Here is a 23,436-nt window from a genome sequence, read left to right as displayed (position 1 = left end):
AGTTTTGGCAAAAACATTACAGACTAATATTGCAATAGGGGGTATATTAAATCCAAGCCTTCAAAAAGCATTTGCCGGATTAGCACAGTATGCTAGTAAAACTTCAAATTCTATAGCTAGAATAAACTCTAGAAGCATAGCTCTTGCTCAAAATGCAGGAAGCCAAGTTCAAGGTGTTTCGGGAAAAATAAAAGCAGCATTAGTAACTGGTACTGTTGCAACAGCTGGAACTATGGTTGGTAAATCTATGTTGAGTCAAGCAGCAAGTTTAGAGCAATATAGAAATACATTAAATGTTGTTATGAAAGATAATACAAAAGCAGCTGAAACATTTGCATGGGCAAATGATTATGCAAATAAAACTCCGTTTGAAACTGGAGAAATAGTAGATGCAACAGTAAAACTTACAAGTTATGGACTTGAAGCAAAAAAAGTATTACCACTTACTGGTGATATGGCAGCAGCTATGGGGAAATCTATTGACCAAGCTACAGAAGCTATTGCAGATGCACAAACTGGTGAATTGGAGAGAATGAAAGAGTTTGGTATTACTAAAAATATGATAGTTGCTCAAGGAGCAAAAACTTTAGCTGGGATAGAAATTGTTAATAATAAAGGTCAGATTACTAATCAAAAAGCTTTTAATGCTGCTCTGTTTTCGTTGATGAAAGAACGATATGCTGGATCTATGGAGATTCAATCAAAGTCATTTAATGGATTAATGTCTACAATAACTGGTGTTGCTAAAAATGGACTTGCTCAAATTGCAGGAATAGATCAAAAAGGTAATATAATTGCTGGTTCAGCTTTTGATATAGCTAAACAAAAAGTATCAGGTCTGGCAGATAAATTAACACAAATGCAATCAGATGGTACTTTTGATGCTTGGGCACAAAAATTCACTGGAATTGCACAAAATGTTTCTAATGGAGTAGATTATATAATTCCTAAAATAGGAGAAGTATATAATTATGTTTCGAATAATGGACCACAGATAATACAAATAGCAGAATATGTAGGTAAGGCTTTTTTAGGATGGAAGGCAATAAGTGCAGTATCTTCAGGAGTTCAAGCTATTAAAGGCGTATATGATTCAGTTGTAATACTAAAATCAGGACTTTCAGTATTGAGCTATGCAAAAATGAAAGATAGAGCTGAAACAATATATCTTAATGGATTGTATGCAAAAGATGCAATATTGAGAAAGGGTTCGGCTGTAGCGACAGGTGTTCAGAGTGGAGCGCATAGGATTTTAAATGCATTAAAAGTAACAGAAAGAATAGAGTCGTTAAAATCAGCTGCAATATATGCAAAGGATGCAGTAGTAAGAGGTGTTTGCACAGTAGCAACAGGAGCACAAACTGCTGCACAATGGGCATTAAATGCAGCTATGAGTGCAAATCCTATAGCTTTAGTTATAATAGGAATTGCAGCCTTAGTAGCCGCATTTATTTGGTTATGGAATAATTCAGAAGGGTTTAGAAATTTCTTTATTGGAATGTGGCAGAGTATACAGGTAGGAATCCAAGCGTTTGATTCATGGCTTACAAGTGCAATGCAGACTGATTGGTCAGCTTCTTTTGGAGCTTTAGGTCAGATACTTAATACGTTTTTCTATATAGTAGGTGGAATATGGGATGCTATAAAAATGGTGTTTAGTGGTGTTATCGATTTTGTAAGCGGAGTATTTGCTGGTGATTGGTCATTAGCATGGAATGGAATAGTTCAGATATTCTCAGGAATAATGAATGGTATAGGATCAGTAATGAAAGCTCCACTTAATGCAGTCATAGGATTAATAAATGCTGCTATAGGTGGAATTAATTCAACTATTCAAGTTGATATTCCTGAATGGGTTCCAGCAGTAGGTGGGCAACACTTTGGAGTTAATATTCCAACTTTACCTATGTTTGCGAATGGTGGATTTACTGATGTACCTTCTATTTTTGGAGATGCAGGACCAGAAGCAGCAATTCCACTTAAGCGTAACAATCCAAGAAGTATATCTCTATTAGAAAAGACTGCATCAGCAATTGGGTATTCAGGAAATCAAGGTAATGGAGGAGGACATAAATTTGTTTTTGCTCCTCAAATAAGTGGTAATGTAGACACTGAAACTTTTGAAAAATTAAAGCAAAGCTTTGAGGACTTTAGAGAAATGGTTCTAAATTCTTTAGAAGAAGAAAAGAGGGAATGTTATGGCAGCTAGAAAGTATTATACACATATAACAAATGAAAATGATACTTTTGACAAGCTTGCATTAGATTTCTATGGAGATGAGACATATTCAATTTTTATAATTCAAATGAATCCTAATTATATAGGAGTTATTCAGTTTGAATATGGAATAGAGCTTATGATACCAATATTAGAAGATAGAAATACATCATCGCTGCCACCTTGGAAAAGTAGGTGATTTTTATAAAAATAATTTATGAGAATACTAAAATTGATATTAATGTTTCTGGTTGCGAAGTTATCGATAATATGGGAGGCAAGGCGGATAGCCTTGCTATTACTTTTGCGGATATAAAAAATGAATGTAGAAAATGGGAGTTTAAGAAAAACCACATTGTTGAAGTAATTGAAGAGCCATTCTCGACAGGAAAAATGTACGTTGATGAATTTGGCTGTGGTGGAGGTATATATACAATTAAAGCTCTATCTATTAAGAAAAAAGCTAAAACTAAACGTACTAGAACATGGGAAAATGTAAAATTTTCAACTCTTATTAATGATCTTGCAAAAGAAATAGATTTACAAATAGAAACTTATGGAGCAGTTAAAGATTTTGAATATTCAAGAGTTGATCAAATAGAGAAAAATAATATTGAATTTTTAAATGAAAGATGCCAATTAGAGGGATATAATTTAAAAATTTGTGATGGGAAAGCCATTATTGTGTCTGAAGAATTTTTGAATACTCAAAAAGAAGCATTAACGCTAAATCCAACAGAATTTTTAGGGAAATATTCTTTTAATAGTACATCTAAAAATATATATGGTGGATGTGAATTAAGTTATAGTTCCTCAAAAATAATTAAAAGTAAATTTATAAGAGACAATTATGGAGAGGTACTAAAAATAAATAATTTATTAGTGAATGATAGCTATGAAGGAGAAAGATTTGCTAAAAATATTCTAAACTCTTACAACAAGTATGAAACAATAGGGAACTTTTATTTAAATAAGAATACTAATATTGCTGCAGGTGTAAAAGTCAAAATTGAAAGATTAGATTATTTTAATGGAGATTATATAATAGATAGGGTTTATCAAGAATTAGTACAAGGTAAAACAAAGGTTAAAGTTAGAAAAGTTTTGGAGGAAATATAAATGAATAAGATTGGAGAGATAACAGATCTAAAAGAAGATACAGCAAAAGTAACATTTAAGGATATGGATAATGCTGTTAGCGACTGGCTTCCCATTAATTCAATGAAATGCATTAATTGTTCATTAGGGGCTACATGTACAACCAAAACGGATATTTCTCTTGGAGATACAGTTCTAGTATGTTTCTATAATAATAATTTAAAAGATGGTGTAATTGTTGCAAAAGTGGGGTGATTAGATGCAATTAGGAGGCTTTGCAGGTAAATTATTTGAAGTAAGCTCTAATAAAATCTACACATTTGATGGATACAGTAAATCTTTCACATTAAATGTAGAAAGCCAGGAGGTGGATGGAGATAAACCATCAAGTTATATTAAAGGAAAAGGACTTCAAGATCCTAGCTTTGCTATAAAATTAATGCAAAGCCCTACAATTGATGTTAATACAGAAGTTGAAGCATGGGGAGCAATTTGCGAAGCAGGTGAACCATATATGCTATTTATAGGAGATAATCCTGTAAGTACAAATAAATATTTACTTAAAAAGGTAGATATTTCAGATTCAGAGTTCTTTGGTGAGAAAATGATAAAAGCAACATTGAAACTAAGTTTTGAAGAATATGTTAGAGCAGGTGTTAAGAAAGAAGATAAATCTAAAGAAGGTAAATCTTCTAAAGCAAAAAAGAAAGCAAAATCAAATGGCGAAAATACAATGTCAGCTGAAGATGCAGCAAAAGTTGCAGCACTAGAAAATGACGTTTTTGGAGGATAGTATGGATTATGTAATAAAAAGTTCTGATTCAATTGATTGGAACGTTAAAGGGGATAAGAGAATTCTTCAAAACGTAAATAACATAATAAATACAATTAAAAATGAAGTTCCATATAACAGACTTATGGGAAGAAATCCTAAAAATATAGATAAGACTAATAAAAATAGGAATGCTTTAATTGAAGAAACATACGATTTGATACAGATATATGAGCCAAAAGTTACAGTAAAAAAAGTTGATATAATTGAATCAGAAAATCTAGAGATAAAGGTGGTGGTTAGTATAAATGATTAAATTTGTTGAAATTATACCTCAAAAAATATTAGATGATATGTTAAACACGGTTGAGAGTTACCTTGGAATAAAGTTGAGTGATGGTGATGAAAGAAATATCTTTCTACATTCATTATCTCCCATAATAATAGGATTGTATAATTCTATTAATGACACAGGCAACCAAAATCTGTTAAGGAATGCAAGAGATGATAAATTAAATGGGTTAGCAGAAGATGTTTATAGTACAAAAAGATTAAATGATACAAAAGCGTTTTGTAAAGGGATAGCTAAGCTATCAAAGATTCAAAATCAAGATGTACCAATTAAATCAGGAACAAAAGTGACTCCAGATGGAAATTTAAATTTTTTAATTAGAGATAATGTGGTAATAAAAGCAGGAGAAACACAAACAGAAATTACGCTTATTGCAGCAGAAACAGGAGCAAAATATAATGGCTTTCTTCCCAAGAAAATAAATTATATAGTAGATCCTATACCTTACGTATCAGAGATATATAATACTGAAATTTCAGCAAGTGGTTCAGATGTTGAAAGTGATGAAAGATACAGACAAAGAGCACGATTATATATGGAAAGTCTTAGTACGGCTGGTCCAGAAGGGGCATATCAATATCATGCATTATCAGCTGACAATTCTATCACCAGCGTAAAAATAACATCACCTTCACCCGGAGTAGTAAGAATATATGCACTTGTAGATGGTGGGGAACTACCCAGTAAAGAAATATTAGATAAAATTTATGATGCATGTGCAGCAAAAGATAAACGCCCATTGACAGATAAAGTAGAAACCGCTGTTCCAGATGTAATAAATTATAGCATTGAATTAACTTATTATTTAGATAAGAACTTTTTTGTTAAGGAAGGGGAATGGCGAAAAGCAATTGAAGGAACTAATTTTGATTGTTCTGATGGAGCTATAAGGGAGTTTATAAAATGGCAGCAAAGAGATATTGGAAAAGCAATAAGTCCTGATGAATTAAAATATTTTATACAAAATGCAGCAGCTATTGATTTAGAAGGAACTAATATTTCAGGTGTTAGAAGAATTGAATTAGTATCTCCAATTCATCAAGCTATAGAAGAAAATCAGGTTGCGAAAGTATCTAGCATAAAAATTAAATATGGAGGATTGGAATAATGGATCTCAGTAATTTTAATTTATTGGAACTACAAACAGCATATTTACAGCAAGATCCAATGATACAAGCTCTTTGCGAAGCACTTACTCCACATTTAGAAGAAATAAATAAACTTGTTGAAGAGGTTTTTATATATGGAAGAATAGATGAATTAAGTGAAGAACTTATCGACGAATTAGCTTGGCAATTTCATGTTGATTTTTATGATTATACTTTACCATTAGATAAGAAGAGAGCATTAATTAAATTATCACCTAAACTTCATAAAATCAAGGGTACACCACAGGCGGTAAGCGATGCAGTTTCAGCGATATTTGGAAGAACAGTATTAAAAGAGTGGTTTGAATATGGCGGTAAGCCTTATTTTTTTGGACTTGACATTGATGTAACAGAGACTGGAGCTTCAAAGGAAAGCATTGAAAAATTAGATGCACTTATAAATGCCTATAAAAATAAGAGATCATGGATTGAGTATATTAACATATTTTTAACAACTAAAGCCAAAACAATATATAATACTGTACTTTTAGCGGGCGAAAAAATAACCGTATATCCATATACACCTAAGGATATAGAAAGTAAAGGAAAAGTTAATATAGCGATAGGACAAAATGTTGGTATAGAAAATGTAACATTATATCCATTGAAAGAGCCAGTTACAGATGATAGAGGAAATTATATAACAACTGATACTGGCGAAATATGGACAATGTAATAATAGATTAAGGAGGAGATGATAATGGCTTCAATTAACGAATTTCCATATGGATCACCAGATAGTATTAAATTTTTACCATTTAGCGACCAAGATGATAAAACAAAAAAAGCTCCAGTAGAGGAATTCAAAGAATTTATTGCTAGAGATATGTTAAATATAATTAATGAAAATAAAGACAATTGGAATGATAAGTATACTAAGAATGAAACTGATAATAAATTAAGTGCTTTAGTAACTAGTTTAGATTACAAAGAGCATGTTGCAACTTTTGATGATTTAAGTAAAACTTATCCAAATGCAGAAGATGGATGGACAGTAAGTGTTGATGATAATGATATTACTTATAAATATAATGGTCTTAAGTGGGTTCCGATTTCTGCAAATTCGATTCCATTAGCAACTTCAGAAGTTGATGGGAAAATGAGTAAGCAAGATAAAATAGACCATGATGATATGAATAATAAAAAGCATATTCATGAAAATCAAGGCATTTTAGACGTAATTACTCAAAAATTATTAGATATGTGGAACGCTGCTTATTCTCATATATCGGACGCTATTAAGCATATTACAAGTGATGAAAGAACATTATGGAACACTGTTACGAAAAAATTAGAAGTCACAAATATTAAAGCTGGAGATAATATATCAATTGTTCCAGATGGGAATAATATCACAATTAATTCTTTAGCTTCAAGTACTGCAAGTGATAGTACACTGTTTGAAACAGCAGCAGGAACAGGAACAGCAATAATATTAACACTTGGAGAATTAGTGAATGGATATTCAAAAACATTTATAGCTTCTTCTGACAATAATGGAGGTGCTACAACTATAAATGGAAAGAAAGTGTTTAAACCTGTAACAACCGTAGCTCCAACTTTTAAAGCAGGAAGGGCATATACGATTTGGTATAATTCTTCTGGTGATAATGGTAATGGTTGTTTTTTTATCAAAGCTAGTGCATCTGGAACAGCGACTGCTTCTGACGTACTAGCAGGCAAAACCATTTCTAATGACAATGATACAGATATAGTGGGCACAATGTCTAATATAGGTTCAGTGAACAAATCATTGGCTATAAACGAATCATACACAATATCCAAAGGTTACCATGATGGTACTGGTAAAGTTACACAGGCTGTAGCCACAAAATCAGCAGCCTCATATAATCCAAGTACAGCACCACAGACCGTAGAAGCAGGGCAATATCTAACTGGAGCACAAACAATAAATCCCGTTACAGGAACAGCAAATACAGGTCATGTTTTAAGTGGTTATACATTTGCTAGTGGGAATGGAATAGGACTCACAGGGAATATACCAAATTTTTATAGTAATTGGCAGTATTCTTCAGGAGTAACTCCTGCAAATGGAAGGCTTCACATGTACCCACCAAAAGGATATTATGACCCAGCAGGTGGGTCGGGAGTGTATTATGATGATGCAAATTTTGTGCCTGAAAATATAGTAAAAGGTAAAACCATGTTTGGTATGTCTGGTAATGCTAATAGAGTTGTAACAGATGTATTCAAAGATTTTCATTTTGGTTCTTGGTACTACAATAATAATTTACCATTTACTCCTAGGGTAGTTACTGTAACGGTTACTACTTCTAAGGGAACTTATGTATGGGTGTGGGTGGCACCTAATAGACAGTCTTATTACTACCCTAGTAATTCCTGTTATGCGTCTATAACAAGTACAGATATAGTTGTAACAGGCACCAGCGTCAGAGTAAACATAAATTTAATAGAAAACAACACACTAGTTATTGCTGACCTAAATTTTGTAGCATTCGAGTAGAATTGATATAAATCTGTCATGAAAAATAGGAGGTTATAAATTATGGATACAAAAAATTTAGTTATATATGACAACACAGGACGTATATTCATGCAAATGGCTGGAAGTTATCCTGTGCCCCAAGGTGGTATACAGTTTATAGAAGCTGGAGTGCCAGAAGGTAAGATACTTTCCAAGATGGATACAACAGTAACACCTAATATTCCTATATTTGAGGATATACCAAAGACAGAATTACAAATAGCACAAGAAAAAATACAAATGCTAGAACAAACAAGTGCAGAAGTTATGAATTTATTAGCTACTGTAACAACTTCATCTTAAACGCTTTAGGTGATTAGATGTTAATATCAAAATTTATTAAAAGGATGTGTTTTAAAATGAAATTTAACAAAGAAAGCGGATGTGTAAAAGTGTGGGTAACACTAATAGTAGGAGGTACTTATACTTATGAACAAGTACCTAAATTATTAAATTTAAAAGAGCAAGTTAAATTGGTTTTAGTAGAAATGGGTGTAATGGAAGACATAACAGAATCAGTATAATATCTTAATAAATAGGCAGTAGTAACAAGACTTTTAAAGTCTTTTTTTTATTGTCTATTTTTGTAAATTTAAATGAAAGGGGATATTCTAATGGCAGAGCAATTTTATACAATACTAACTGCAATAGGCAAAGCTCAAATAGCAAACGCTAATGTGCTTGGAAATAAAATAAATTTTGTAAAACTTAAAGTAGGAGATGGAGGTGGAGGTTATTATAATCCGACAGAAGGTCAAACAGACGTTATAAACACAACATGGGAAGGCAATATAAATTCAATTTATATAGATGAAAAAAATTTAAATTGGATAGTGATTGAGACAATAATTCCAGGCGATGTTGGTGGATTTTTCATAAGAGAAGCAGGAATATTTGATGATAAAAACAACTTAATTGCAATTGGAAAATATCCTGAAACTTATAAACCAATTGCAAGCGAAGGCAGTTCAAAAGATCTTATAATTAAGATAATATTGGAAATAAGTAATTCGGAAAATGTCACATTAAAAATAGATCCAACAGTAGTAGTTGCTACTAAAAAGGATTTTACATTGCTAGAGTCTAAAATGCTTGATTTGTCGGGTAAATTTAATTCACATTTAGCAGACAATAGAAGTCATATATATTATGGAGTAGCAACAGGAGAGGCTAATAAATATGAGGTTTCTGTAAATCCGAAACCAATCAAATATGAAGATGGCATGGGATTATGCATAAAAATTAATATTACAAGCACTAGTGCAAGTACAATAAATGTAAATGGATTAGGAGCGAAAGAAATACTTGATAGTTTAGGTAATAAAATAAAGGCTGGTACCTTAAAAAAAGATATACCTTATACTATGCGGTATAATGGTACAAATTTTATTGTACAGGGTAAAGGGGGTGGTGGAAATGCATTACCAAGTCAACTTTTAAAAGATGCAACTTGTACTACAGACGATGGAGAAACTATAGGAACTATGCCAAACAATGGATTTATAAATAAACAATTAGGAATTAACGAGACTTTTGATCTTCCTAAAGGATATATAGATGGTGGGAAAATAACTCAAAATATATCTACTAAGGAAGGTACTATTATTACACCAGGAACAACCGATATTTTAATACCAGCTGGGACATACCTAAAAGGTGATTTGATTATAAAAGGTGATTCTAACTTTATAGCTAATAATATAAGAGCTGGTATAACTATGTTTAATCTTACCGGCAATTATGCAGGAGCTCCACCGACTCCAACATCAGCATCTGGTGAAGGAGATTATTATAACAATAAAATAGCATTACCATTTAACCCTTCTTCTATTAGTGTTAGTGCCACTTTTGGAAACTTGACTTGGTCAAAACTTAATGGAAGTAATAGCGTTGGTGGAAGATCAATTATTGTTTCAGGAAATAGTTTTACAGTAGCTATGAATTCAGGATTTGACAGTCATGTTACATTTACATATGCTGCATATCAATAAAGTTTTTTATTTTGCTTATCTATAAATTAACAATGCAAAAAAATACTATTTTCTTAGATATAAATGTATAAATAACAAGGAGGATAATAATGAATGAAGATTTTCAGAAATTTATAATTAGTTGCGTACAGCTTGGTAAGGAGATAATAGATAAAGAAAACTTAACAGAAAAAGAGGAGGATTTTATTAAAAATTTAGACGTAATGACAGATAAATATTTGGGTTAAAAATATTAAGTAATAAATCGGCACCGTGAAGGTGTTTTTTTATTGCTTATAAAATCCAAGCGATTGGAGATTTGATTAAGAAAGTAGGTGTTTTATGGAGACAATTAGCATTGCTCTTTTATGTTCTGTAATTGGAGTATGTATTACAATAGCGACATTTACTCGAAATAGAACTAAGGATGCACAAACGGAAACAAAAGAGGGAGCTATAATGGCTGCTAAATTAGATTTTATTTCACAAGGGGTAAATAATATACAAGTTAAGATGGAAGCACAAGAGGGAAAAATGGGAACTATGAATGAAAGAATTACACGAGTTGAGGAAAGTACAAAATCAGCTCATAAAAGAATTGATGATATAGAAAAAGGAGAAATGTAAGATGAAAGAAGTATTAATTAGTCAAATTGCTCCTATAGCGGCAACAGCTATTACTGCTATATTATGTGTAGTTATTAAAAATATAGGTAAGGCAGGAATAGAATTATTTGCAGCTAAGAAGAAAGAAGTAGAGCAAAGAATTGAGAACAATGGATATAAATCAACATTAGATAAAGCCCTTGAGGTTTGGAGAATAGTTGATGATAAATTTAGATTAACTCAAAATGCCAAAGAGGTGTTTGGATCAAAAGAAAATTTATTTGAACAAATATTAATAGAACGTATTCCAGGATTAACACAAAAAAATATAGATGATATAAGAGACACGGTATCTGGAATAGTTAATGAAGGCAGACAAGCTTTAACAGAAGATTCAAAAACACAACAACTAGAAGAATTGAAGCAAGTTAATACTGATTTACAAAAAGAAAATGAAGAACTTAAATCTAAAATAAATAACATTCAAGCCTATGTTGCTGATAATGTAGCAACTCTTATAGATACTCAAAATTAATTGGATTCTTAGAGTGGATTATATGCCACTCTTTATATTTTAATAAAGAAATATGGAGGATATATTATGGATATAAAATCATTAGATTATGGTCATTGTTTAAGTGGAGCTGATACAGGAGCAGAAGGATGTGGGTATAAAGAACAAAATTGCACTAGAGAAATAGGGCATTATTTAAAAGAAGGATTAGAAAACAATAATTATGCTGTAGAAGAGGTTGCACCAGATACTGCAGATAGTGTAAATCAAAGTTTATATATTAGATATAGTAGAGTAAATGAATCAGGTGCATCAGAAAGCTATTCTATACATTTAAATAGTGGTGGAGGTACTGGAGTAGAAATATTTACTTATGCAGCAAGAGATGTACTTAATGCTAGTAAAATTTTAGATAATTTATGCAATGACTTAGGATTAAGAAATAGAGGTATTAAAGATGGAAGTAATTTAGCTATGGTTAAAAGACCTACTGTGCCTGCTATGCTTATAGAATGTATGTTTATAGATAATCCTAATGATATGGCAAAGTATGATCCTAAAGTGATTGCTAATGCAATATTAAAAGGAATGTTAGAAAATCCAGTACTAGTAGATGGTGGAGCGGCTTCAACTATTTCAGGAAATTATAAAGTTGGTTGGAATCAGGAACCAGACGGAAGATGGTGGTATGCAATAGATCAAAAAACATACTGCCAAAATGAATGGAAAAAAATAAATGATAATTGGTACTACTTTGATGATGGAGGATATACTGCAACAAATACATGGAGATTCTTAGAATGGGATGGAGTATCAAGATGGTATTACTTTGATAAAGATGGTAAGATGGTTGACTCTGATTGGATACAAACAAAAGGCAAATGGTATTACATGTATGGTGATGGGGCTATGTTAACTAATGCATTTATTAAATCTAAAGCTCAAGAGGGTGTAAGTTATTATGTTGGTAATGATGGAGCAATGAAAGAAGATTGTACATTTGAAGCTATTGATGGGAAAACTTATACAGCTGATGTTTCAGGGAAAATAGTATAGAAATATTAATATGTTCTAAATTTGGAACTTATAATAAGTTCTAATAATATAACTCGTTTCTGAAATATTAGTTTCAAAAATAGAAATTCATTTAGGTGTCGATTTTGGAACTTCATATATTACTTAAGCTTATATTAATTACCTGTCTATACTACTTAGTATTTTAAGTAAAAAAATAAGGTATTAGAAAAATCTAATACCTTATTTTTTCTCATCTACATATTCAACTAAATCCGATACAGAACATTTAAACACTTCACACATTTTATCAAGATGTTCTCTGTTTATATAAAGAAAAGTCTCATTTACATATCCAGTTATTGTGTTCTTAGGTATTCCGGTTAGTTCGTATAATTTTTTTTGTGTCATTCTATTTTCGGCAAGTTTAATATGTAATTTCATATTAATCATAAAATCACCTCATTGATGATATTATATCACTTAAAAAGTTGTGAAACAATGGTATTTATATTAAAAGTTCTTTTAAAACGAAAAAAGCATTTTAAAAGTATTGACAATCGTCTTGAAAGGGATTAATATAATATCAGAAAGAGGTGAACGAAAAATGACTAAAGATTATTTAAAGTTTAGAAATGCAATTAAAAAAGATGAAAACTTATCTTTAGAAGAAAGCTATATGCTTGAACTTATCTATGATTATTACAACATATCTTGTGGATATGCTTACCCATCTTATGAAATATTAATGGCAGATCTAAAAACTAAAAGAAAAGCAAAAGTTTCTAAACTGTTAAGAGCTTTAGTCAAGAAAGGTTACATCTTGATTACTAAGGTTGGGAAGAAAAACACTTATAAATTACTGAAATATTTATTTTTGAATAAACCTGTAGATGGTCAAATTCATTTTGCAGAAATTACAGAAGAGGAAAATAAAATAATAGAACTTGGATTCACACATAAGCAAGCGAAAAGTCTTTTGCAAGTAGCAAAGGATAAAGTAGATAAAATAGTTAAGGCTTTTAATTATGCAAGAGAAAAAAAGGCTGATAATTTGTACAGTTATACTCTATGGGCAATTAATAACATAAGTAAAGTTAAGAATACTTTTAAACCTGCAGAAGATGACGGAGGATGGAGTCCAAAGACTAAGTTTGATAATTTTAAGCCTAGAGAATATGACTGGGACGATTTAGAAAAAAGATTATTAGGATGGTAAGTAAAGAAAGGAAGGTTTTTATGAACTATGATAAAGATCAAGCAAAAGAAATAGAAACTATTAAGGAGCGTACAATCAAGCTCAAACTTTCAGATGCTGATTGTGAAAGAATATCAAATTATGTAGGAAAGCATGGAATTACAGTTTCACAACTTTTCGAGAATTTCGTTGGTGATTTAGTTAGCGGAACATATTCAAACGGTTCAGATGAACGTTACATGGCAGAACAATGGTTTAATAGATGCTGGTTTGGAATGTTTCCAGAAGAAACTTTATTAAAATATCTTTTAGAATACGGGATTAATGTAGAAGATTTTTTAAGCTCTTACGATGAAGTTGAATATTATAAAGCTAACCCTGAAGAATATGTTGATGAATTGGAAGAAGCAAAAGAAAATGGTGAAGAAATGCTAGATTTTGAAGAAGAATATCATGAGTATATAGATGAATTTATTGATAATCATAAGGATATTGATATGGAAAAAGAAATTGAATTGTGTAGGGAATGGCTTGCTGATTTTAAAAATATGAAAGGAATATCTGTAGATGAATTATAAATGGTTTAATACACTAGATGAATTTGTTGAATGGGAAATGAGAGTAAATAAGGGTAGTAAAACACAGATTACTAGAGATGTTATTATTAGCATGTATAAAGAGCTGTACCCAAATTCAGTTGTCAAAAATAGCACAACAAAAGATTTTATGATAGATGAAATATTGAAAAAGAAAAGCCTCAAGGAGATCTATGAGGAAAGAAAAGAATTTGACTTTGGGATAAAACCGTATCATTGGAAATGCAAATTTAAATTAAGTTCATCACAAATGAAAAAGATGATTGAAAAAGGGTATTTACTTCATGAAGTATATTCAGTTTATGAGAAAGTGTTTACTGGAACATATGCTAATGTATCTTATTACAAAGCTGAAGATTATTTCAATACTAAAATTGATGAAGTTGAGAAGTGGAAAGAAGATAACATTAGAGGATATAAAAAGAGAAAATATAATACATTAAAAAAATAAAAAGGCAGCAACTTTAAGCTACCACCATATCTCGCAAATATAGTATAGCTTAAAGTTGCTCCGATATCAAGGAGGAATTTATGAGAATGCCAACACTTAACGAATTAATAGCAGCTGGAGAGGAATTATTTAAATGGGGAATAGGTATAGCAGTGTACTTAATTATAACTATATTAATTGGATTAACAATTTATATTAGATAGGAATCAAGAAGAGGAAGTAAAGAAAGCTGATAACAATGCATTAAATTTTCTTAAAGGACAATTTTCATGATAATAAAAAGCTAGGATTTAACTTTGTCCTAGCTATAATTATATGTATTTCACGATTAAAAAGATACGTTTCACGATTTTAATGTTTACGTTATATATTTATTATAGATATAATTGAATTTATATTTGTTTTGTAGTAGTCAAAAAAATAAACCCTACAATGCCACTAATCCAAAACAACATTGCAGGGATACAAAAGTGCTAACAACTTAATGTCAACTATGTAATTATAGTACATTTATGGAATAATGTCTATAATATACATAAAAATTGCATAATATGTAATTTTTTCATTTGGTTTTTGGCATCTTAAAAAAAGGAGCGGGGAAAAACTAAATGTTTGATAAAATTATGCCACCAGGCAAAAAAATTAAAGAAATTAGATTGTTTCTTAAAGCTACTCAAAAAGAGGTTGCGGATGGAATTTGTACAAAAAATAGAATTAGTCAAATTGAAAAGCATGAAAAAAAAATAAATTTAAATTTAGCCATTGGAATTACTGAAAATTTAAATAGAATTGCACAATTAAAAAAAATAGACATGGTAATTACAGTGGAAGAGTTAATGATGGATGAGGATGATCAATCTAATAATATATTAACAAAAAATATCATAAACCATTTACACGAAGTTAAATCTGTAGAGTTATTTGAAAGAAAATTAATGGAAGCAGAAATGATAATAGGAAATTATATTATTAGAGATGAAATAAAAATACAACTTTACAAATTAGCATCAAATTTTTATTATAATAAAAATAGTTATCATAAAAGTAATGAGATGTGCAGCAAGGGATTAATGGCATGTCTTAGTTCCGAGAATAGATTAGAAGAAGCTCATTTCTATGTAAATAAATCCAGAAATAGTACAAGTGAAAATTATCATGATCAATCTTTAATTCAGTTGATTGAAGCCGAGTTAATAAATAATAAAATATGCAATGAAGATCTTTGGGAAAGAATATTGTTTAATAGAGCTCAAACATATAAGAATATGGAACGATATACAGATGCATTAATTTCTCTAAATGAATTAAAAGATAAATTTAAGTTAGGAAACAAATCAAAACTTTTAACAGTACTTATGCTAATCGCAAATTGCTTGAATGATAATAAGCAATTTGACAAAGCTGAGATACAATATAAAGAAATACTCAAGATAGCTTCAGGATTAAATGATCAAAATTTTATTTCTCAAGCATATAGAAATTTGTCTGAAGTGTATTATAATAAAGAAGATTATGAAGTTGCTGCTGAATATATTAAAGAAGCATTAAAAGAACATCCTCATAATTATTGCTTAAATGAAACATTATATTTTACAGCAAAGGTTCTTAAACATACAAATGAAGATACTGAAATGTATTTATTGCGTTCTTTAGAATTGTGTGAAAAGGATGATCTTGAAAATGTAACTTTAATTGAAGCTATAATTTATGAATTAGTTTTAGTATATATTAAAAGGGATGATAATGTTAATTTAGAGTTGATGTTAAATAAAATCGAAGAATTACAATTAAGCAGTACTTTGATTTTAACAGAATTATCAAAATATTATAGATATAAAAATAAAGAAATGGACACATATTTGTCAGACAAGTTAATAAATCATCATAAAGAGAAAAATAAATACTTAAAATGATAGATAATTTTAATATTGTGATAAAATAAATATGAAAGTATTTTTAAGGAGGTATTTAATATGAAAAAAATCGTATTATCTGTGCTTGCCGCAGCAATTGTTTTATCAAATGGTGCTTTTGCAGCAACAACTGCAAACAAAGATAACAATCAAAAAGTTGCACCTGGTGATAATATAATTACAATACAAACTCAAGATCCTAAGGGTTGGTAAATAAAAAGAACTAGCAATGCTCATTATTGCTAGTTCTTTTTTTTATATAATAATGGCGAAAAGTATCTTTTCTATATATATTTATTAAAATAATATATATAGAAAATTAAATATATTTAAAAAAAATCAGAATAAAAATTTTTAATCGCAAATTACTACAAATGTAAGTAATAAATTGTCGTTATACTGAAATTTTATTTATAATATTATAACTGATAATTGTATACTACAAAGTGAAAAGTACTTTATTAGTAAGAAATAGAGCATGAAATTTAAAATTCTTTTACATAATTAAGCAAAAGTTAAGCAAAATTGAGTCGAATTGGTTAACTTTATAAACTTGTCAAATGCAAGATATATCTATATAATTGGCTTAAGTTGATGCATCAACCTCTTTATATGAGGTACACATTCAATAAATAAAAAAGAAAAAATGTGTAAATAAATAGAAACTAATAGGAGAGAATCCGAATTGGTTTTAGAGATTAGCAAGAAATTAAATTTGTATATAGTTAAAGAAAAGAAGAAATAACATAGAAAGTTATTCTTATAATTGAAAATAAAAAAAGACCCACATTTTAATCATTTAGGTCTTTTGTTTATTTATCTTTAGGATAAGGCTTTCTAGTATATGTTCTACCAAGTAGATAATCGATGCTTGTACCATAAAAGTCAGCGATTATTATTAATACCTCAACAGATGGCTTGCGATTTCCTGCTTCATAGTGAGCATATCCAGAACGACTTATGTGTAATTTGTCTGCTAACTCTTCTTGAGTTAGACCACGTTCTTTTCTAAGTAAAGTTAAAATGGCAGATAACATATAACCACTCCAATACATATAACAAAATTCTAACAATGATTATATTTAGTTATATGTATTGTTACAAATTGGAGAGTTGCAAATGTTATATAAATTTAAATCTATTGTAAACATATGTTTGTGTAAAGAGGAATAACCTGTATAATTACAATAAAAAATAAAAAAGGGGAGGAGAAATATGCTAAAAGAATACGAAACTGATGAAGAATATGTGTTAGAAGCATTAGAAGAAGTAGAAGATAAACTTACAGATGAAATATTTAAAGGAATAAATGATGAAAAGATATTGAGTAAGATGTGTAAATTTATAGCAATAAGAAATTCAATAGAAAAAATTAATATAAAAATTGCTTTGAATAAAAAAAATGATGAAGCTATTTAAAAATACAAAAATAAAGCCCATGATGTTATGTGGGCTTTACATTTATGATAAAAAATCTTCCATAAGAAAGAAATGTAATGTATAATACAAATTAATATAAAAAAGCTAGTTTGTGATATCGGATTGATATTGTAAGCTTCTACCTGCTATCCGTAAATTAGCAGACTACGAGGTATTGTTTTGGTTTTAAATATTATTTTAAATATATTTATCTATGACTACAACACCTCGTTTATTTTGAGGTGTTTTTCTTTTTGGAAAATTTGCTACAAAAAATAATCATTTTACTGATGCTTATAAAATTGATTTTATTAAAAGGTAGAGAAAATTATATATAAATACAGTTTGGTTAAATAATTGTAATTTACTAATGCTAAATTTAATAAAAAAAAGAATGGAGTAGAAAAGCAATGGAAAATTTACTTAAGAGAATATTAGAAGAAGGTCAAGCTTTATCAGATACTGTTTTAAAAGTTGACTCATTTTTAAATCATCAGGTTGATTCACAATTAATGTATGAAATGGGAACATATTTTAAAAATTATTTCGAAAACCATAAGGTTACAAAAATATTTACTATAGAAAGTTCAGGGATTGCGCCAAGTGTTATGACAGCAATGCAAATGAAACTGCCTATGGTTACTTTAAAGAAGCAGGGATCAAAGATCTTGAATGGTGATGTTTATCAAACAACAGTTCATTCGTTTACAAAAGGAGCAGACTATGAATTGACATTATCTAAAAAATTCATAAGCGAAGATGATAATATATTAATAATAGATGACTTTTTAGCTAATGGAGAAGCAGCCCTTGGAGCAGCTCGTTTAGTAGAAGAAGCTGGGGCGAAGGTTGCAGGTATAGGAATTGTCATAGAAAAGTCTTTTCAAAAGGGACCTCAAATGTTAAAAGATAAGGGATATGATGTTTATTCTCTAGCTAGAATAGCCAAATTATCTGCTGGTGAAATTGAATTTGTTAAATAATTAGTTTTATGAAAAATCGTGATTTAATGTCACGATTTTTTTTATCTTTAAATTTGGGAGTATTTTTATAATTAAAGATAAACGAATTAACCTTAAAAATATGAATGTTTTGGAGGATTATATAGAAATTTAAATTTAATAGGTTAAAATTCCCAAAAAGGTTGAATATAATATAGGATGATACTATAATCAAGACGTACGCTTAAATATTAGATTTTTAAAACATTTATAGAGGTAAATAATTAAGATTAAGATAATATAATATAAAAATGAAACGTATATATAGGTACTTTTCAGTTATATATTCTGATCCCTGGATAGTAATCAAATAAAAATATTAAAAACATATAAAGAGGTTACATAGAAATGAAAACGTTAATGAATTGGTTGGTGTTGGTAACAATATCAGTTATTATAGTTGTAATTACAACAATTGGACTTAATTTATTTTTAGATAAAAAAATAAAAGTCTTAACAGAAGAAAAAGACATTAGAGTGCTTGGAAAACAGTGTTTTGATGTGATAAAGGATAAAAGCTCATTAGATAAAAAAATATTTTCAGATAAAGATTATCTATTTATGCTTGGCTCATCTGAATTGGGAATAAGTGTTCCTCAAAATCCTATGGATTTTTATCCTTTTAAAGATGGTGATTATAATCTAACTTCCTTTGGAAGACCATTTGTGCAAAGTTTACAACATACAACTTATTTAGGCGGAGGAGATTTAAAGCCTAATCAAAAGGTAGTTTTTATGCTTTCGATTCAATGGTTTGAGAAAATTAATGCTGTAAAATCAGATTATTTTGCTAACAATTTTTCAGAAGTACAATTTTATAAGTTTATGGAAAATCCTAAAATAAGTGAAGAAAATAAAAAATATTATGCTGAAAGAGTATATGATTTTTTAAGTACTGCTAAAAAGTATCAAGGAGAGGCTTATTATGCAAAACTTTATTTGGACGCTAGTACTTATTCAAATGTACAGAAAATTGTATTAAACCCATATTATGAAATTAAAAAATATATATTAGATACTCAGGATAAAGCATTAATTTATAATAAACTTAAGGAATTACCAAATAAGAAAAATGAACAAAAATTAAGAGAAATAAATTGGAATGAAGAATATACAAAAATTGAAAAAGAAAATGAAAATATTGTATCTACAAATCAATTTAATTTAGAAGATAAATCATATAACATAAATCTAAAAGATAAAATAGATAAACATAAAGATGAATATAAGGATATAAGTATTATGAAATCTAAAGAAATGGATGATTATAAGTTTTTATTAAGTGTATGCAAGGATTTAGGTATTAAACCATATATAGTGGTACAACCAGTTAATGGATGGTTCTATGACTTTGCTGGACTTGATAAGGACCAAAGAGATGAATGGAGTAATACTGTTACAAAGATTGCAAAAGATAATAATTTTGAAGTTTTAGACTTGCATGGGTATGACTATAAAAAATATTTTTTAATAGATAGACAACATTTAGGAAAAGAAGGGTGGCTTAAGGTTGATGAAGGCATTTATAAATATTTTAATAAATAATAAGAGCGTAAAAACAATATCTATTTTAACAATGGTATTACTTTTGTTATTAGGTGTATTTGTTTTTCAGTCAGCATCAGATTTACCATTTGTTTATAGTCAATTTTAATAGCAGGGTTTATCAGTGACGGCTACTTGCTAACTGTTGACTGAATTAAGGAGGAGTTGAAATGACGTTAATTCAATATGGTGATTACTTTTATTTATATATACTTTCAATAGCACTATTACCAGCAATTATTTTAGGAATACTAGAGAAAAATATTAAATATTATGGTGTATTTATATCTGTATTAATGGTAATTATCATAATTGGAATAGAAAAAGCATTTTTAGTATTTTTAATCGGAGAAATTGCATTAATTAAAATATATTCTATTATAAGAAAGAAGACGGATAATAAATATTTATACTATTTGGCTTTATTTTGTTCAATGCTTCCGCTGATTCTATTTAAGCTGACTTCTTTAGAACACATAAATATATTTGGTTTTGTTGGAATTTCTTATATGAATTTTAAAGCTATACAAATGATTATTGAAATATATGATGAAACTATAAAAGACGTAAGCATATTAGATACTATATATTTCTTTATATTTTTTACGACTTTGAGTTCTGGACCAGTTGATAGATCAAGAAGATTTGAAAGTGATTTGAATAAGAAAATAAGTAGAGATGAATATATAAGTGATTACTTGATTTTTGGTGTAAAACGAATACTACAAGGTCTAATATATAAGTTTGTTATAGCTAATTTGATAAGCTCACTATGGATGAGCAAGATTCTCAGTATAGATATGATACATAGAAAGTTGAATCTTCTTATTAATTCGTGGAATTATATGTATGCATATAGTATGTATTTGTTTTTTGATTTTGCAGGCTATACGGCTTTGGCAGTTGGAACAAGTTATATTTTGGGTATTAGAATGCCTGAAAACTTCAATAAGCCATTTTTAAGTAAAGATATGAAGGAATTTTGGACAAGATGGCATATATCATTATCTAAATGGTTTGGAGATTATATTTATTCAAGAATTGTGCTAAATGGAATGAGAAATAAAATATTTAAAAATAGATTTATAGCATCTCATGTAGCTCAGATGATTACAATGTTTGTTATGGGAGTTTGGCATGGATTAAAGTGGTATTATATTTTATATGGTATTTATCAAGGATTAGCTTTAGTTGGAACAGATATATTCCAAAGAAAATCAAAATTTTATAAAAAACATAAAAAAGAGAAGTGGTTTCAATATGTTCAGATAATAGTAACCTTCCATATAGCATGTTTTGGGTTATTATTATTTTCAGGTTATTATGATCCAAAGTAGGAAAAGAGGAATTAACAATTAGAAGTTAACAATTCACAGCTAAGAGTCAAGTTGAAAAAATAGTACTTATTTAAAATTAAAGGATGCATTATAAAAAGATCTGTAAAAAAGAGAAATAAATTTTACAGGCTTTTTTATTTGAAATTTAATTTTTAAGAATAAATATAATACTTTAAGGAGGTTGAATTTGAAATAGTTAAAAAAATAGGTTATATTTTATATAATATGGTAAAATATAATAAAGAAATTTAAACGAAACAAGAATTTATTTTAATGAAAATATGTTTGACAAAAAAGGAGACAAAAATAATGAAAGCTTATGAACGTTTATTAAAATATGTTAAAGTATATACTACTTCAGATGAAAATTCTGATACACATCCAACTACATTAAGACAATTTGATTTAGCTAAAATACTAGTAGAAGAAATGAAGGCGCTTGGAATTTCTGAGGTTAGAATGGATGATAATTGCTACGTGTATGGTCATATTCCAGCAACAGAAGGTTATGAAGATAAGCCAAGTATAGGGCTTATTGCTCATTTAGATACTGCACCTGCTGCAAATGGAAATAATGTAAAGCCTCAAATTATTGAAAATTATGATGGTAACGACATTATTTTAAAAGGGAATAATAGCATTTTATCACCAGAAAAATTTCCTCATTTAAAGACATTAAAAGGAAGAACAATCATTACAACTGATGGAACATCGCTTCTTGGAGCTGATGATAAGGCTGGTATTGCTGAAATACTTACAGCTTGTGAAGTTATTATGAAGGAAAATATTCCTCATGGAAAGATTTGTATAGGGTTTACACCTGATGAAGAAGTAGGCCTTGGAGCACATCTTTTTGATGTAAAAAACTTTGGAGCAGATTTTGCATATACAATTGATGGTGGAGTTGAAGGAGAAATTGGATTTGAAAACTTCAATGCAGCTTCAGCAAAAGTAGAAATCAGTGGTGTATCAGTTCATCCAGGTTCAGCAAAAAATACTATGATAAATGCTTTAAATGTAGCAATTGAATTTAACTCCATGTTACCAGCCGCAGAAAGACCAGAAAATACAGAAGAATATGAAGGTTTCTATTATTTAGAAAGGCTTAATGGAAACACAGATAATGCAGTTATGGAATATATTCTACGTGATCATGATGCAGGAAAGTTTGAAGCTAAAAAATCTATGATGAAGCTTGCTGAAAAGCTTATAAATGAAAAATATGGTGAAGGTACAGTAAAAGTTATATTAAAAGATCAATATAAAAACATGGTAGAGCTAATTAAGCCTTGCTATCACATTATAGATAATGCATTAGAAGCAATGAAGTCTTTAAATGTTACACCAATCATAGACCCAATCCGTGGAGGAACAGATGGTGCAACTTTAAGCTATATGGGATTACCTTGTCCAAATCTAGGCACAGGTGGATTTGCATATCATGGAGAATTTGAACATATTACTGTAGAAGGCATGGATATCTGCACAAATATTATTGTTGAGATTTTAAAAAGATATTCACGTTAATCCATATTTGTATTGCTATGACGCTTGGATTTTTGGTTCTTTATGGAGTAGCATTACGCTTAGAAATCATTCTTTAAGAGAGATTTATAGAAGGAGAAGAGTGCGACTAATGATTGCTTTTAATCAGCAGTTGCACTCTTTATTTTTATTTTCAATACGAAAATTATATTGATGCTGTGATATAAATCACACTAAAAAGTAGAGACAATGGTTATAATATTACTTAAGAGGTTAGACAAACAAAATTAACA

29 protein-coding genes and 1 riboswitch are annotated in these 23,436 nt (G+C 29.3%); of the genes, 27 read left to right on the top strand and 2 right to left on the bottom strand.

Features of this window, described 5'->3' with window-relative positions:
* Positions 1–4: 4 nt before the first annotated feature.
* The 16 genes from GXK56_RS13880 (at position 5) to GXK56_RS13810 (ending at position 12,240) form a co-directional block, all read left to right on the top strand.
* Positions 5–2,209 (top strand): tape measure protein, encoded by a 2,205-nt coding sequence (locus GXK56_RS13880; RefSeq protein WP_160688318.1) that lies wholly within the window; start codon positions 5–7, stop codon positions 2,207–2,209.
* Entirely contained in the window at positions 2,199–2,417 is a 219-nt protein-coding gene (locus GXK56_RS13875) for a LysM domain-containing protein (RefSeq protein ID WP_160688316.1), read from the top strand. The genes GXK56_RS13880 and GXK56_RS13875 overlap by 11 nt, the downstream gene beginning before the upstream one ends.
* A complete protein-coding gene (locus GXK56_RS13870; protein WP_243156124.1) occupies positions 2,414–3,337 on the top strand; it encodes a hypothetical protein in 924 nt (307 codons plus the stop codon). The genes GXK56_RS13875 and GXK56_RS13870 overlap by 4 nt, the downstream gene beginning before the upstream one ends.
* A complete protein-coding gene (locus GXK56_RS13865) occupies positions 3,338–3,571 on the top strand; it encodes a hypothetical protein (protein WP_160688314.1) in 234 nt (77 codons plus the stop codon). It abuts the gene before it with no gap.
* 4 nt (positions 3,572–3,575) lie between these two features.
* Positions 3,576–4,109: a phage tail protein gene (locus GXK56_RS13860; protein WP_160688312.1), complete on the top strand. Its 534-nt coding sequence runs from the start codon at positions 3,576–3,578 to the stop codon at positions 4,107–4,109.
* A gap of 1 nt (position 4,110) precedes the next feature.
* Positions 4,111–4,404, top strand: a complete 294-nt coding sequence (locus tag GXK56_RS13855; RefSeq protein WP_160688310.1) for a hypothetical protein — start codon at positions 4,111–4,113, stop codon at positions 4,402–4,404.
* Positions 4,397–5,548 carry a baseplate J/gp47 family protein gene (locus GXK56_RS13850; RefSeq protein ID WP_160688308.1) on the top strand — a complete coding sequence of 384 codons (1,152 nt, stop codon included), beginning with the start codon at positions 4,397–4,399 and terminating at the stop codon, positions 5,546–5,548. The genes GXK56_RS13855 and GXK56_RS13850 overlap by 8 nt, the downstream gene beginning before the upstream one ends.
* Positions 5,548–6,264, top strand: a complete 717-nt coding sequence (locus GXK56_RS13845; RefSeq protein WP_160688306.1) for a phage tail protein I — start codon at positions 5,548–5,550, stop codon at positions 6,262–6,264. The genes GXK56_RS13850 and GXK56_RS13845 overlap by 1 nt, the downstream gene beginning before the upstream one ends.
* A gap of 24 nt (positions 6,265–6,288) precedes the next feature.
* Entirely contained in the window at positions 6,289–8,073 is a 1,785-nt protein-coding gene (locus GXK56_RS28195; RefSeq protein WP_243156123.1) for a hypothetical protein, read from the top strand.
* Between the two features lie 42 nt (positions 8,074–8,115).
* Positions 8,116–8,397 carry a hypothetical protein gene (locus tag GXK56_RS13835; RefSeq protein ID WP_160688304.1) on the top strand — a complete coding sequence of 94 codons (282 nt, stop codon included), beginning with the start codon at positions 8,116–8,118 and terminating at the stop codon, positions 8,395–8,397.
* A gap of 56 nt (positions 8,398–8,453) precedes the next feature.
* Entirely contained in the window at positions 8,454–8,618 is a 165-nt protein-coding gene (locus GXK56_RS27805; protein WP_202127887.1) for a hypothetical protein, read from the top strand.
* 90 nt (positions 8,619–8,708) lie between these two features.
* Positions 8,709–10,085 carry a phage tail protein gene (locus GXK56_RS13830; RefSeq protein WP_160688302.1) on the top strand — a complete coding sequence of 459 codons (1,377 nt, stop codon included), beginning with the start codon at positions 8,709–8,711 and terminating at the stop codon, positions 10,083–10,085.
* An 89-nt stretch (positions 10,086–10,174) separates the two neighbouring features.
* Positions 10,175–10,312, top strand: coding sequence for a hypothetical protein (locus GXK56_RS13825; protein ID WP_160688300.1), 138 nt, complete (start codon positions 10,175–10,177; stop codon positions 10,310–10,312).
* A 94-nt stretch (positions 10,313–10,406) separates the two neighbouring features.
* The gene (locus GXK56_RS13820; protein ID WP_160688298.1) at positions 10,407–10,691 is read left to right on the top strand and encodes a hypothetical protein; all 285 of its coding nucleotides are present in this window, start codon (positions 10,407–10,409) and stop codon (positions 10,689–10,691) included.
* A gap of 1 nt (position 10,692) precedes the next feature.
* The gene (locus GXK56_RS13815) at positions 10,693–11,205 is read left to right on the top strand and encodes a cobalt ABC transporter permease (RefSeq protein ID WP_160688296.1); all 513 of its coding nucleotides are present in this window, start codon (positions 10,693–10,695) and stop codon (positions 11,203–11,205) included.
* 66 nt (positions 11,206–11,271) lie between these two features.
* A complete protein-coding gene (locus GXK56_RS13810) occupies positions 11,272–12,240 on the top strand; it encodes an N-acetylmuramoyl-L-alanine amidase (RefSeq protein ID WP_160688294.1) in 969 nt (322 codons plus the stop codon).
* Between the two features lie 201 nt (positions 12,241–12,441).
* On the opposite strand, the gene GXK56_RS13805 is transcribed toward GXK56_RS13810, so the two are convergent.
* Positions 12,442–12,651 (bottom strand): helix-turn-helix transcriptional regulator, encoded by a 210-nt coding sequence (locus GXK56_RS13805; RefSeq protein WP_160688292.1) that lies wholly within the window; start codon positions 12,649–12,651, stop codon positions 12,442–12,444.
* Positions 12,652–12,805: 154 nt separating this feature from the next.
* Between GXK56_RS13805 and GXK56_RS13800 the strand changes: the two genes are divergently transcribed.
* From GXK56_RS13800 to GXK56_RS13780, 6 genes are all read left to right on the top strand, one after another.
* Positions 12,806–13,417 carry a helix-turn-helix domain-containing protein gene (locus tag GXK56_RS13800; RefSeq protein ID WP_160688290.1) on the top strand — a complete coding sequence of 204 codons (612 nt, stop codon included), beginning with the start codon at positions 12,806–12,808 and terminating at the stop codon, positions 13,415–13,417.
* Between the two features lie 20 nt (positions 13,418–13,437).
* Complete coding sequence (locus GXK56_RS13795) at positions 13,438–13,974, top strand: molecular chaperone GrpE (RefSeq protein WP_160688288.1); 537 nt, start codon at positions 13,438–13,440, stop codon at positions 13,972–13,974.
* Positions 13,964–14,443, top strand: a complete 480-nt coding sequence (locus tag GXK56_RS13790) for a hypothetical protein (RefSeq protein WP_160688286.1) — start codon at positions 13,964–13,966, stop codon at positions 14,441–14,443. The genes GXK56_RS13795 and GXK56_RS13790 overlap by 11 nt, the downstream gene beginning before the upstream one ends.
* A gap of 80 nt (positions 14,444–14,523) precedes the next feature.
* Positions 14,524–14,646: a hypothetical protein gene (locus GXK56_RS28555; RefSeq protein ID WP_279283107.1), complete on the top strand. Its 123-nt coding sequence runs from the start codon at positions 14,524–14,526 to the stop codon at positions 14,644–14,646.
* 405 nt (positions 14,647–15,051) lie between these two features.
* Positions 15,052–16,356, top strand: coding sequence for a helix-turn-helix transcriptional regulator (locus tag GXK56_RS13785; RefSeq protein ID WP_160688284.1), 1,305 nt, complete (start codon positions 15,052–15,054; stop codon positions 16,354–16,356).
* 60 nt (positions 16,357–16,416) lie between these two features.
* Complete coding sequence (locus GXK56_RS13780) at positions 16,417–16,569, top strand: hypothetical protein (protein WP_160688282.1); 153 nt, start codon at positions 16,417–16,419, stop codon at positions 16,567–16,569.
* A gap of 599 nt (positions 16,570–17,168) precedes the next feature.
* On the opposite strand, the gene GXK56_RS13775 is transcribed toward GXK56_RS13780, so the two are convergent.
* Positions 17,169–17,393 carry a helix-turn-helix transcriptional regulator gene (locus tag GXK56_RS13775; protein ID WP_160688280.1) on the bottom strand — a complete coding sequence of 75 codons (225 nt, stop codon included), beginning with the start codon at positions 17,391–17,393 and terminating at the stop codon, positions 17,169–17,171.
* A gap of 178 nt (positions 17,394–17,571) precedes the next feature.
* Between GXK56_RS13775 and GXK56_RS13770 the strand changes: the two genes are divergently transcribed.
* From GXK56_RS13770 to pepT, 5 genes are all read left to right on the top strand, one after another.
* On the top strand, positions 17,572–17,775 hold the full coding sequence (locus GXK56_RS13770) for a hypothetical protein (protein WP_160688278.1): 204 nt from the start codon (positions 17,572–17,574) through the stop codon (positions 17,773–17,775).
* Positions 17,776–17,865: 90 nt separating this feature from the next.
* Positions 17,866–17,963: riboswitch (purine riboswitch) on the top strand.
* A 222-nt stretch (positions 17,964–18,185) separates the two neighbouring features.
* Positions 18,186–18,758 carry a xanthine phosphoribosyltransferase gene (locus tag GXK56_RS13765; protein WP_160688276.1) on the top strand — a complete coding sequence of 191 codons (573 nt, stop codon included), beginning with the start codon at positions 18,186–18,188 and terminating at the stop codon, positions 18,756–18,758.
* A 366-nt stretch (positions 18,759–19,124) separates the two neighbouring features.
* Positions 19,125–20,321 (top strand): D-alanyl-lipoteichoic acid biosynthesis protein DltD, encoded by a 1,197-nt coding sequence (gene dltD, locus GXK56_RS13760; RefSeq protein ID WP_243156122.1) that lies wholly within the window; start codon positions 19,125–19,127, stop codon positions 20,319–20,321.
* Between the two features lie 170 nt (positions 20,322–20,491).
* Positions 20,492–21,658 carry a D-alanyl-lipoteichoic acid biosynthesis protein DltB gene (gene dltB, locus GXK56_RS13755; RefSeq protein ID WP_160688274.1) on the top strand — a complete coding sequence of 389 codons (1,167 nt, stop codon included), beginning with the start codon at positions 20,492–20,494 and terminating at the stop codon, positions 21,656–21,658.
* A gap of 309 nt (positions 21,659–21,967) precedes the next feature.
* Positions 21,968–23,185: a peptidase T gene (pepT, locus tag GXK56_RS13750; protein WP_160688272.1), complete on the top strand. Its 1,218-nt coding sequence runs from the start codon at positions 21,968–21,970 to the stop codon at positions 23,183–23,185.
* Positions 23,186–23,436 lie beyond the last annotated feature (251 nt).

The organism is Clostridium sp. C2-6-12 (genome assembly GCF_009928485.1).
GTDB lineage: Bacteria > Bacillota > Clostridia > Clostridiales > Clostridiaceae > Clostridium.
The sequence above is the reverse complement of the archived record's forward strand: the minus strand, read 5'-3'. Positions and strand labels throughout refer to the sequence as shown.